The organism is Chryseobacterium sp. GQ58, assembly GCF_059758895.1.
On sequence record NZ_JCAXEH010000001.1, the window covers coordinates 370,594 to 382,418 of the forward strand.

Consider the following 11,825-nt stretch of genomic DNA (forward strand, 5'->3'; position numbering starts at 1 on the left):
ATTAAACATAAAATGGACGGAATTTCTTCCGTCCATTACTTTATATATTTTTTCTTTATTTATTTTGTGTTGCAGGAACTGGCGTTGCCATTTCCAATTTCTGAGTATTCATATTCATTCCCGCCTTTTTGGGAACTTCGCTTTTGATTGCATTATTTACAGGTTGCGAGCTATTTGGCAGCGGATTTTTTTGATTTCCGGATGCAGCATCATTCAGCAACTGTATATTTTGATTTTGTTGGTTAAACATTTCCGGTTTGCTTGGCGCATTGTTGGCGGGAGTTTTTTGCACCGTATTTCCTTTATTGTCGGTTGCCTGAAATCCTACTTCACTTTTCAGATAATTAAGCATTTCCTTTGCTTTAAGACCCTCAGGGGTTTTACCATAATTTAAAACAATCTGTTCAAGCTGCAAAATCATCACTTCTTTTCCGCTTGATTTTCCTGCATTAAAAGCATTTAACAAATAAAGCTTCGGAACCAATGCGTCTTTCGGATTTTTCTGGATCGCCTGATCTATTATACTTTGGCTTTCGGCAAATTTTTCAGATTCGAATAAAGCATAAGCCATTTTATACTCGTTTTCTACTTCCGGTGAAGATTTTACGAAAGTATTGTTTTTAGGATTTCTCACAAATTCTGCATACGAAGTATACGGATAATCTGTCAGCAACATCTGTTTGGCTCTTGCTGCGGCCTGAGGATTTTTCTCATAATTCATTGCAAATATTTCATACAAAGCCTGCAGCAATACTTTTTCTTCAGGTTTTACGTCAACAAGATCATATAATGTTTTTGTTGCCAAAGAAGTATTTGTAAAATAGTTTTGGTACATGATTCCCAAACCTAAAGACGCCGTGTCTCTGTCTTTTTTAAGTTCAGACAATTTACCTGCGTCACTTGGAATCTTCTCAATATAATATGCCGGTTCATAACGTCTCGGATCCGGTGTCGAGCTTACGCCTAAAGCCTCATTTTTGAGATCTTCAATGGTAGACATCTTTTTAGAATAACGCCAGTTATCCACCAAAGCTCTGTCTCCCCAAACCTGCTTAAATGTTGAGGTTCCTTTATTTACCGTTCCTGTATTTTCGTAATAAAAGCCTTTTGCTGATGTTCCGAAATCTTCAAACGTATTTGGGCTGTTTGCAAATAAAGAATTGGCGTTGTAATCTCCGGTGTCGAATCCTTTATTTCTTTCTGCGCGCTGTCTTTCCAGCTCTTCTTTGGCTTCTTTAGCTTTTAGCTTTTCAATATGTTTTGCAAAATAATCTGTTTTCTGTGCATCAGACATTCTTGCCAATGCCAGAATACTGTCATTTCTCTTTATTAAATAATAATTTTTTGAAATTTTCTTAATGTTTTCAGACTGATCTTTTAAAAGCACTTTTGATGGCTCGTAAGTCATCGAAGCTAATGCAGAATCGTAATAAGCGCCGGCACCGATGTAATCATTTTTGTCCAGATATCTTTTCCCAATTTCGTAATAAGCCAAACCACGCACCTGCGGATCCGAAACTTTTTCCAAAAGAGACTTTCTGAAATATTCTTGTCCTTCTTCAGGTTTTCCTGCTTTATTGGCCATTAAACCTAAAGCATAATAAAATTCATTTTTCCTGGAACCATAAGTCCCCTTTTTGCTGATATCTTCCAAATATTTTCTGGCGCCGTCATAATTTCCTTTTCCATTAAAGGTTTTAGCGATCTCGATTTGGGATTTTACTTCAAATTCAAAATCATTGGCATATTTATAAGCGGCCATAAAGCTTTCGCGTGCAGGATCACTTTTCCCCAACTCCATTAAAACCTGCCCCCTTAAGAAAGCAATTCTGCTTTTCAGTTTTCTGTTTCCGTTGAGTTCAAAAGCCTTGTCAAGTTCATTTACTGCGGCTTCTTTTTTTCCTGCATCTAAGAGAGATTCGGCATAATAAATACTTAAAAGTTTCTCATGATCTTTTTTAAGCTTTTCATTTTTAAGCTTGGTAAAAATCTCCTCAGACTTGTGATAATCTTTAAGCTGCGCATAGGCTAAACCTTCATAAACTCTTGCCAAAGGAAGCCTTTTGTCGTCTTTCATGTGGGTGAAAACGTAGTTAAGCGCATCCAAAGCCTGCAATGATTTGCCTTGATAAATACGTGACTGAGCCAAAATAATATAAGCATCAAAAATCGTATTATTCTGCTCCTCCCCTTTTTTGATTACCGAATATTTACCAATGGCTTTTAAAGCTTTTGCTTCGGCAATTTCAAGTGCTGTTGCTCCTTTTTCATCAGGCTGCTGATTTTGATTTTGTGCTACACCCGACAATCCTGTAGGCATCCCGGGAACTCCTGACGCCTGTCTTCCTTCGCTCCCTGATGATCTGTTGATATCTGCCATTTTCATGGAATTTTCCGCAAAAGCAGAAGATTGTCCCAAATCACTTCCTATCGGTTGCTCTTCATAAGTAAGAATAGGAATATAGGGCGCATAGAAATTATCTTTATGAGCTTTGTCTCTGTTTTCAAATTCACTATTCAAAGCATCTTTTGCATTAAAAAGTGTATTGTAATATGTGGAAAAACCTTTTAAAAACTTTGATCGCTGTTCCGGCTTTTTTACTTTGGTACCGCATGAAACAACAATAATCGCAGCCAAAAGGAATAAAATATTTTTTTTCATTATTCAATATAACTCGCTAATCTGCTTTTTATTATTCAAGCAGTTTGATGATTTTGTAAAAATAACAAAATTTTATTTGGAAATTGTTTATAATTCTTTTAAAATTTTGTAAACCAAATGAGTAGGCAGTCCCATGATGGTATAAAAGCTGCCGTTTATTCTTTTTATTTTTGCCATTCCGAGCCACTCCTGAACGCCGTAGCTTCCTGCTTTATCGAATGGTTTGTAGTTTTGAATATAATATTCTATTTCTTCATTTGTAATTTCATCAAACTCTACATCGGCGACATCGGTTTGTGTAATTGTTTTGTTTGCAGTTTTAATGGTAATTCCCGTATAAACGTGATGTATTTTCCCGGTAAGTTGCTGAAGCATTTTTCGTGCTTCTTCCTCATCTTTTGGCTTCCCAAGAATCTGATTATCAACAATTACAACTGTATCTGCAGTCAACAAAATTTCATCATTTTCAAGTTTCCGGAATGCATTTGCTTTTAACTCGGATAAATAAGCCGCTGCATTTTTTACTTCAATATTTTCTGGTAAAATTTCTTCACAATCAATTTTTACGACTTCAAAATCAAATCCCAAGCCGGATAACAATTCTTTTCTTCTTGGCGACTGGGAAGCTAAAAGTATTTTCATATTAATTTTTAAACAGATTGTGTATTGTCATCATGCCATTTTCCCTGCACTTTCATTACCTGCTCGATTACATCGCGTACCGCACCGCTTCCACCCTGCTTTGGTGAAATGTAATGTGAAATTCCTTTGATTTCAGGAACTGCATTTTCCGGACAAGCCGCAATGGCAGAATTTTCCATGATGTGCAGATCCGGAATGTCGTCTCCCATCGTCAGAATATTTTCCTTTTTGAGTTTGTATTTCTTTTTAAAATCTTCGAAATCAGTCATTTTATCGTGAGATTTTGCATAGTAATCTTCAATTCCGAGATAATTGATTCTGTGTTTTACCATTTCATCATTTCCGCCGGTAATTACGCCAATTAAATAATTGTTTTTCAATGCTTTAACTACAGCATAACCGTCCAAAACATTCATCACTCGACACATATTTCCGCCTGGCATCAGATAAACGCTTCCGTCTGTGAAAACGCCGTCTACATCAAATACAAATGCTTTTATATCTTTCAATTTCTCTTTATAGCTCATACATTTTTTTAATAGAATGATTCATTGTTTTATAAATTTCAAGACTTTCATCTTTTAATAATTGCTCGTGTAATTGTAAAACCCGCTTGTCATTTCTTACCGCCGGGCCTGTTTGTGCTGACTTTGGTTCAATTTCATGAATTTTCTGAACAGTTTCGTCAATCAACGGTAAAAAATAGTCAAACGGAATTTCCTGAGAATCCGAAATTTCTTTCGCCTTGGAAAAAAGATGATTCACAAAATTGCAGGCAAAAACAGCCGTCAAATGTATATATTTTCTTTTTTCGTGAGTGCTTTCCATTACATTTTTCGAAATACCTCCCGCTAATTCAAACAATAATGCCTTATCGTTTTCGTTTTCTGTTTCAATAAAAAACGGAATGTTGGAATAATCCAGCTCTTTTGTTTTAGAAAAAGTCTGCAAAGGATAAAAGCTTGCTTTTTTGTAATTTCCTGTCAGAATTTCCTTCGGTAATGAGCCGGAAGTATGCGCAACCAGACAATCTTTTTTAGAAATGATTTTAGAAACATCTTCCACAGAATTGTCGCTCACACAAATAATGTACAGATCTGCATCTTCCAGTTTTTCTGCGGAATAAGGAATCTTTAATTCTTCGGAAATTTCATTTAAATCTTTTTCATTCCTTCCAAAAATCTGAGCCAATGGAATGTTATTCTGAACAAAAGCTTTTGCCAGATGATAAGCCACATTTCCGGAACCTATAATTACAATTTGCATCTAACAAAGATAATATTTTGTAATGAGTTGGTGAAAAGAAGCGGGAAGATGGGAGTTGGAAGTTTGATACATCGTTTGTAATTGTTTAAAACATTTTTTTTAATTCATTAAATAAATGGACTAAAAATTGAATAAGTAATTTAACTTTTAAATACTTTTGTAATCCAAAACAATGAAAGCATCTTATGAAGATTAAGGACGCGGAAATTATTGCGCTGATGCAAAACCCACGAACTCTTGAAAAAGGTACTCGTGCGTTGATGGATGCTTATCAGAGTAGATTGTATTGGCACATCAGAAGAATAATCGTCGACGGAGATCTTGCTCAGGACACTTTGCAGGAGACATTTATAAAAGCTTATCAGAATTTTCATCAGTTTAAAAACGATAGCCAGCTGTATACATGGCTGTACAGAATTGCGACCAACGAATCGTTGCAACAGATCAATAAGCTGAAAAAAATGCAGAAAACCGATGAAGATCCTGAATATTATATGCAGAATATCGTAGCCGATAATACGCAAAGTGATGCCGAAGAAATACAGATCTTTCTGCAAAAAGCCATACAAAGCCTGCCCGAAAAGCAGAAACTGGTATTTATGATGCGGTATTATGATGATTTACCTTACGAAGAAATATCAAAAATTGTTGATATGTCGGTAGGAACATTAAAAACAAATTATCATTACGCCAAACAAAAAATTGAAGAATATATTAAAGAAAATTACGAGAAATAATTTTTGAAAAACAAGAAGATGAAAGATTTTGATATAGAAAAGCTAGAACGCAAAAACATTTACAAAGTACCCGACAATTTGTTTGAAAACATTCAGGGAAAAGTAATGTCTGAAATAAGCGAAAAGAAGAAAGCTCCTGTTTTTAAATTAAACTGGGTATATGCGGCGGCTGCATCACTGGCTTTGATTTTTGGATCAACATTTGTTTACAATTCATATTCTGATTCCGGTGAAGATACAAATCCGACAAGTACGCTTGCTGATAATCAATCTGCACCAAAAACGGAAAGTGAAATCGCTTATGAAACATTAAAATCAGATTTAACTTCTGTTGAAAACATCAATCAAAGAAGTGAAAAACAACAGATAAAAACAATGGTATACACGCCTGAACACAACGAAATGACAGCGACAAAGCCACAAACGGTAAAACCCGTTTCAAAACAGACAGAAACTCAGATGGCAGAATATTTGGATTCGTTTTCCAGTTCTGAAATTGCAGAACTAGCCAACAATTCGACACAGGATGTTTATTTGGATTTATATAATTAAAAGAGAAATGAAAAAAATATTATTTACACTTCTTGTAATATCCGGGTTTGCTTTAAATGCCCAGATCAAAGATTACGATTGGAAAAAAATGAATCGTGAGCAGAGAAAAGAAGTTATAAATAATCTTTCTCCTGAAGAAAGAAAAGAACTTCTTACGCAGTTCAGAAACAATATGGTTCTCGACAATCTTGATGTAGATCCTAAAGATAAAGCCGAATTTACGAATCTCTATAATGAGTATATCGAAAATCAGAAAAAAATTAAAAATCAGTTTAATGCTAATTTTAATCCCGAAACTCTGAGCGATGATGAAGCAAAAGCAAAATTGCAGCAGAGTTTTGATGTTGGCCAAAAATTACTAGACAACAGAAAGAAGTATGCTGAAAAAATGCAGACCGTAATTCCTTGTCAAAAAGTATTAAAACTCTTTCAATCTGAAGGCATGATGAGAGATAAGATGAACGAAAGAAAACCACAAAACAGAACGAATAGCCGTTCTAAAAGATGATATAAAAAATCATAATAGTTTATTTTTTTAATGTTGGACGACCCTTGCAATATTTTTGTGGGGGTCGTTTAATTTAAACCAAATTCATACTTTTGTGTAAAATATCAACTATGGCTAAGTTTGTTTTTTTCTTATTATTTTCAGTATTTATTTCTGCTCAACAGAATCAATTTATAGAACTTAGAAATAGTATAAAAGATAAAAATCATGACGCATTATCACTTACTTTTATTGATAAAAGAGCTGATAAAAGTATAGGAATCGTTTCTCACAGGAAAGATCCTTATGAGGTAAAATTTAAAAAAGATGATCTGGAAAAATTGGTTTCAGATTGGTTTTTAGAAGATAATAAAGAACTAGGAAAGACTAACTACTTTATAATGCTGGAATATTTGAAAGTCAACGATATACCTGCAGAAAGATCAGTTACGGGACATCTGGAAATGAGAGCGTCAACTTTTTTAAAGAAAAATGATCAATATTATTTTTTAAAAAAAATCAACATTTCAAAAGATTACCCACAAAAAGATCATGCTTACATTACCAGAGCTATAGCGTCCAGAATCTCAGCAGAATTAGCCAATATTATAAAGGATTCATATATGGAAACAGGATTGAATATTCCTATATCCGAAGTCGATCTCGAAAACTATCAAAAAGTAATATCTGAAAACTTGCCGATTTTTAACTCCGAATCATTTACTGATGGTGTTTATAGAGATTATAAATCTTTTGCAGAACAAAAGCCAGATAAAGAACTTACGGTAAGAAAAAATAAAGACGGAATAATCAAAGGTGTAAAAAGAGTTGATGGCTATGATAATTTAAGCAAAGATGTTTTTGCAATTATCGATAGCGGAATTGCCTATAAAAAGACACCCGCAAGCCTGATAGAAATCGAAAAAGATGATGAAGGCTTTTTTATAACCGCTTCCGAACACGAAATCTTTCCTCAGTCTAATACACCTATTATAGTTGGAGCAGGAGTCGCAGGTGCTATTGGAGGTTTGGTAGTAGCGGTAATAGATATTGCTGCCTCGAAAATACGCAAACAGAATGCATTATATCATCGAGTAGGAATCGATCCGCTTACAGGAAATTATATTTTGCCTGAAGATTTTGGAAAGTATAATAAATAAAAAGAGAAACTTATGTTTTTTTCGAATAAGAAACCTTCTGAATGAAAGGAATACAAAACAGAAATAATAGCCGTTCTAAAAGATGATATAAATCACAAGAGCCTTATTTTTTAATAATTGACGACCATTACAATATTTTTGTGAGGTTCGTTTAATTTTTGCTCAACCTTATAAAATATTAAGATAAAATTTCTTTTTTTGGAGAGAACAAATACTGTAAAAGTATATTTTTTATAGTCTCAAAAAATTTGGTTATGCTCACAAAACCTGCATGTTAAAGTAATAAAAATTTGGCTATTTTAAATCCAGTTAATCTTCGCTAAATTGAAACATTTTTATCTCCAAAAAGAGAATTATACTGTAATATTTAATTTTAATTATTTAGAAAATCTTAATAAATATCCCCTTTACAAAGACATTAAAAGCAATGCTTTTGTCGTTGCTTTTAATTACAAATTAAACACATCTATTTATTTTTTATGTAATTTATTCTAACTTTGTTGAAAACATATTTAAAAAATTCTTAACAATGATTAAAATTAATTGTATTTCAAAAGGAGCCTTTTTAATTTTTGCACTCTATTTTACAGCTATGTATTCTCAGGTCGGAATCAATACGGAAACACCAACAGCTACTCTTCATGTGAACGGCAATACCAAAGTTTCTGAAATAGAAACAATTAGCAGTCATTCCGATTTAGATTCTATCTCTGTATATGGAAACGAAGGCGAATTAAAAAAAGTGGATGCAGCTACTTTGTCCAAAAAAATTACTGAAAAGAAAATACGGGTTTTTGCCACCAAAGGTAATGGACAAAATATTCCAAACAATATATCTACAAAAGTAACTGCTTGGACAACTACGCAAAATGAAAATGCCGGCAACTTCTGGAATGCAAATACAGGCGAATTTCTAGTGCCAAAAGATGGATGGTATCGCGTTACGACCACATTAACTTACGAGAAAGCTGATATAATTGCCGGTTTTGAGTATAATGTACAGGTAAGAAAGAATGCTGTAGGCCCGCCAGTTGGCTCTTTGCCTCACTTTACTGAATCTTCTACCACAGGCGCTATTGCTATAAACACAGGTTTATTGACGTCTATTGTAAAGTGTAATACAGGTGATGTTTTATCTGTTTTTACATACCAGAATCAAGGATCTAATAGATCTTTAATTTTAACCGCAAATAAATCTTTGTGTACAGTAATTATCGAGCAGATGTAATTGATATTTGCAGAACAACATAATTTATGTAGTGAATTTATACTGAGAAGCTGCTATCTTTTATAAATTAATATTAAACTACAAAATTAAGAGAGACGAATTGTCTCTCTTTTTTTTATCTTTGCAAATTACAAGATTCTTAAATGAAAAACATACGAAATTTTTGCATAATCGCCCATATCGACCACGGTAAAAGTACTTTGGCGGATAGATTATTGGAATATACCAATACCGTTACCCAAAGAGAACTGCAGTCTCAGACGCTGGATGATATGGATTTGGAGAAAGAACGTGGGATTACGATAAAATCGCACGCGATCCAGATGGATTATGAGCTTAATGGCGAAAAATATATTTTAAACCTTATTGATACACCGGGACACGTAGATTTCTCTTACGAGGTTTCCCGTTCTATTGCGGCTTGCGAAGGCGCGCTTCTGATTGTAGATGCTGCTCAAAGCATTCAGGCACAAACAATTAGCAATTTATATTTAGCTTTAGAAAATGATCTGGAAATTATTCCGATTCTTAATAAAATAGATCTTCCTTCTGCAAATCCTGAAGAAGTTACCGATGAAATTATGGGGCTTTTAGGATGTAAATACGAAGATGTTCTTAGGGTTTCCGGAAAAACAGGTGAAGGTGTTCACGATTTGCTGGAGCAGATTGTTAGCAGAATTCCGGCTCCGGTTGGAAATCCGGATGCTCCATTACAGGCATTGGTTTTTGACTCTGTTTATAATCCTTTTAGAGGAATTGAGGCTTATTTCAAAGTTGTCAACGGAAGTATTTCTAAAAATGAAAAAATTAAATTCTTCGCTACAGGAAAAGAATATGGTGCTGATGAAGTTGGTACTTTAAAGCTAAAGCAGGTTCCAAAGAAAAAGATAGAATGTGGAGATGTAGGTTACATTATTTCCGGGATTAAAGATGCTCGTGAGGTAAAAGTAGGGGATACAATCACTTCTTTTGTTAATCCGGCTTCTGAAGCGATTGATGGTTTTGAGGAAGTAAAACCAATGGTTTTTGCCGGAATTTATCCTATTGAATCTGAAGATTTTGAAGAATTAAGATTCTCATTGGAAAAATTAAGATTAAATGATGCTTCTTTGGTTTTCGAGCCGGAAAGTTCAGCAGCATTAGGTTTTGGTTTCCGTTGCGGATTCTTGGGGATGCTTCACATGGAAATCGTTCAGGAGCGTTTGGATAGAGAATTCAATATGGACGTGATCACAACAGTTCCCAACGTTTCGTATCACGGTTATTCCAAAAAAGATCCTGAAACTCCGATTTTGATTAATAATCCTTCTGAAATGATGGATCCAACGATTTTGGACAGAGTAGAAGAGCCATTTATTAAAGCTTCTATTATTACTAAATCAGATTTTGTTGGTGCAGTAATGACATTATGTATCGAAAAAAGAGGTGAAATTGTTAACCAAAGTTATCTGACGGCAGACAGAGTCGAACTGACTTTCAATATGCCTTTGGCGGAAGTGGTTTTTGACTTTTACGACCGTTTGAAGTCTATTTCAAAAGGTTACGCTTCATTCGATTATTCGCCAATCGGAATGCGTTCTTCAAAATTGGTGAAAATGGACATTCTGATTAATGGTGATATGGTGGATGCTTTATCTTCATTGATTCACGATTCTAACGCTTATTATATTGGTAAGAAAATGTGTGAAAAACTTCGCGAACTGATTCCTAGACAGCAGTTTGACATTGCTGTTCAGGCGGCTTTGGGAGCGAAAGTTATCGCAAGAGAAACCATTAAAGCTTTAAGAAAAGACGTAACCGCAAAATGTTACGGAGGCGATATTTCAAGAAAGAGAAAACTTCTTGAAAAGCAAAAAGAAGGTAAGAAAAAGATGAAGCAGATTGGTAGAGTAGAAGTCCCACAATCGGCGTTTATGGCTGTTTTGAAGCTGAATGACTAGAAAGAACCAAGTAAAAGATAAAAGAAAAATCCGCAGAAAATTTCTGCGGATTTTTTATTTCACTTCGTAATAAAAGATTTGATTTTTTACAATTTGTTTATCATAATTCATTGTAAATTCATCAGACAAAAAATTCCCTGTCCAGATTTTAAATTTTCCTTGGACAAAAAATAAAAAATGAATACACTTGATGTGGTATTTTACGGATCGATATTGCTCTGGTTTTGTAGTGAAATTTATTACAAACAAAAATTAAAATCGGGGCAAAACGATCAGAAAAAAGACAATTCGACTTTGAATATTTTGTGGGTTGTGATCATTCCATCTGTTTTTTGTGCGGTTTTTGTTTCTGAGAAATTTCAGTTTCCTATTTCGGAGCATGTTTGGATTAAATATTTGGGGCTGTTTTTTATTTTAGGCGGAACCATTTTCAGGTTTATTATTATTCGTTCTTTGGGAAAGTTTTTTACGGTAGATGTTTCGATAAAGGAAGATCATGAGATTATAAAAGAAGGATTTTACAAATATCTTCGGCATCCTTCTTATACGTTTTCGCTTTTGAGCTTTTTTGGCTTGGGGCTATTTCTGAATAATTGGGTTTCTTTGGTGCTCGCCTTTATTCCTGTTTTTTTAGCTTTCAGATATAGAATAAAAACTGAAGAAAAAGCATTAATAGAGCGGTTTGGAGATGAATATCTGGAATACAAAAAAACCACAAAGAAATTGATTCCTTTTATTTATTAATATCAATTACTATTCAGCTGCAAAATTATACCATTCGGTCACATAAAGTTGAATTGGATAAGTTTCATGCCTAAATTTGAATCAGGAAATTTAAAAATAAAACATCATGGAAACATTTAACAATGAAAATTTAGCCTATAAAAAAGCCGCAAAAAGAGTAAAAGAACTAAAAGGGTTTTACGGAAATCTTACGTCTTATTGCCTTGTAATCCCGTTTTTATTGATTCTTAATCTTCTCACTTCTCCGGGAAGTCTTTGGTTTTACTGGCCAATGTTGGGTTGGGGATTGGGTCTTACGCTTCATGCGGTAAATGTTTTTGGAATTGGAAAAAGTTGGGAAGAGAAAAAAATAAAAGAATTAATGGAGCAAGAAAAGTCTAAAAAACCAATTGATTTTTAAGAATACT

12 protein-coding genes are annotated in these 11,825 nt (G+C 34.0%); 8 read left to right on the top strand and 4 right to left on the bottom strand.

Annotated features, from left to right (window positions below):
* Positions 1 to 55: 55 nt before the first annotated feature.
* From porW to AC6CHK_RS01730, 4 genes are all read right to left on the bottom strand, one after another.
* Complete coding sequence (gene porW, locus AC6CHK_RS01715) at positions 56 to 2,662, bottom strand: type IX secretion system periplasmic lipoprotein PorW/SprE (protein WP_498092948.1); 2,607 nt, start codon at positions 2,660 to 2,662, stop codon at positions 56 to 58.
* Between the two features lie 87 nt (positions 2,663 to 2,749).
* Positions 2,750 to 3,304 carry a Maf family protein gene (locus tag AC6CHK_RS01720; protein WP_498092950.1) on the bottom strand — a complete coding sequence of 185 codons (555 nt, stop codon included), beginning with the start codon at positions 3,302 to 3,304 and terminating at the stop codon, positions 2,750 to 2,752.
* 8 nt (positions 3,305 to 3,312) lie between these two features.
* Positions 3,313 to 3,831, bottom strand: a complete 519-nt coding sequence (locus AC6CHK_RS01725) for a KdsC family phosphatase (RefSeq protein WP_498092952.1) — start codon at positions 3,829 to 3,831, stop codon at positions 3,313 to 3,315.
* Positions 3,821 to 4,570: a Rossmann-like and DUF2520 domain-containing protein gene (locus AC6CHK_RS01730; protein ID WP_498092954.1), complete on the bottom strand. Its 750-nt coding sequence runs from the start codon at positions 4,568 to 4,570 to the stop codon at positions 3,821 to 3,823. The genes AC6CHK_RS01725 and AC6CHK_RS01730 overlap by 11 nt, the downstream gene beginning before the upstream one ends.
* Positions 4,571 to 4,755: 185 nt before the next feature.
* Here AC6CHK_RS01730 and AC6CHK_RS01735 point away from each other — a divergent pair, with 185 nt between their 5' ends.
* From AC6CHK_RS01735 to AC6CHK_RS01770, 8 genes are all read left to right on the top strand, one after another.
* Positions 4,756 to 5,307 carry an RNA polymerase sigma factor gene (locus tag AC6CHK_RS01735; RefSeq protein WP_498092956.1) on the top strand — a complete coding sequence of 184 codons (552 nt, stop codon included), beginning with the start codon at positions 4,756 to 4,758 and terminating at the stop codon, positions 5,305 to 5,307.
* An 18-nt stretch (positions 5,308 to 5,325) separates the two neighbouring features.
* Positions 5,326 to 5,859 (top strand): hypothetical protein, encoded by a 534-nt coding sequence (locus AC6CHK_RS01740; RefSeq protein ID WP_498092958.1) that lies wholly within the window; start codon positions 5,326 to 5,328, stop codon positions 5,857 to 5,859.
* Between the two features lie 7 nt (positions 5,860 to 5,866).
* Positions 5,867 to 6,367: a hypothetical protein gene (locus tag AC6CHK_RS01745; RefSeq protein WP_498092959.1), complete on the top strand. Its 501-nt coding sequence runs from the start codon at positions 5,867 to 5,869 to the stop codon at positions 6,365 to 6,367.
* 110 nt (positions 6,368 to 6,477) lie between these two features.
* On the top strand, positions 6,478 to 7,506 hold the full coding sequence (locus AC6CHK_RS01750; RefSeq protein ID WP_498092961.1) for a hypothetical protein: 1,029 nt from the start codon (positions 6,478 to 6,480) through the stop codon (positions 7,504 to 7,506).
* A gap of 529 nt (positions 7,507 to 8,035) precedes the next feature.
* Positions 8,036 to 8,734 carry a hypothetical protein gene (locus AC6CHK_RS01755; protein ID WP_498092963.1) on the top strand — a complete coding sequence of 233 codons (699 nt, stop codon included), beginning with the start codon at positions 8,036 to 8,038 and terminating at the stop codon, positions 8,732 to 8,734.
* A 143-nt stretch (positions 8,735 to 8,877) separates the two neighbouring features.
* Positions 8,878 to 10,674 carry a translation elongation factor 4 gene (lepA, locus tag AC6CHK_RS01760; RefSeq protein ID WP_498092964.1) on the top strand — a complete coding sequence of 599 codons (1,797 nt, stop codon included), beginning with the start codon at positions 8,878 to 8,880 and terminating at the stop codon, positions 10,672 to 10,674.
* Between the two features lie 177 nt (positions 10,675 to 10,851).
* Positions 10,852 to 11,418: a methyltransferase family protein gene (locus tag AC6CHK_RS01765; protein WP_498092966.1), complete on the top strand. Its 567-nt coding sequence runs from the start codon at positions 10,852 to 10,854 to the stop codon at positions 11,416 to 11,418.
* 106 nt (positions 11,419 to 11,524) lie between these two features.
* Positions 11,525 to 11,818: a 2TM domain-containing protein gene (locus AC6CHK_RS01770; protein WP_498092968.1), complete on the top strand. Its 294-nt coding sequence runs from the start codon at positions 11,525 to 11,527 to the stop codon at positions 11,816 to 11,818.
* The last annotated feature ends 7 nt before the right edge of the window (positions 11,819 to 11,825 follow it).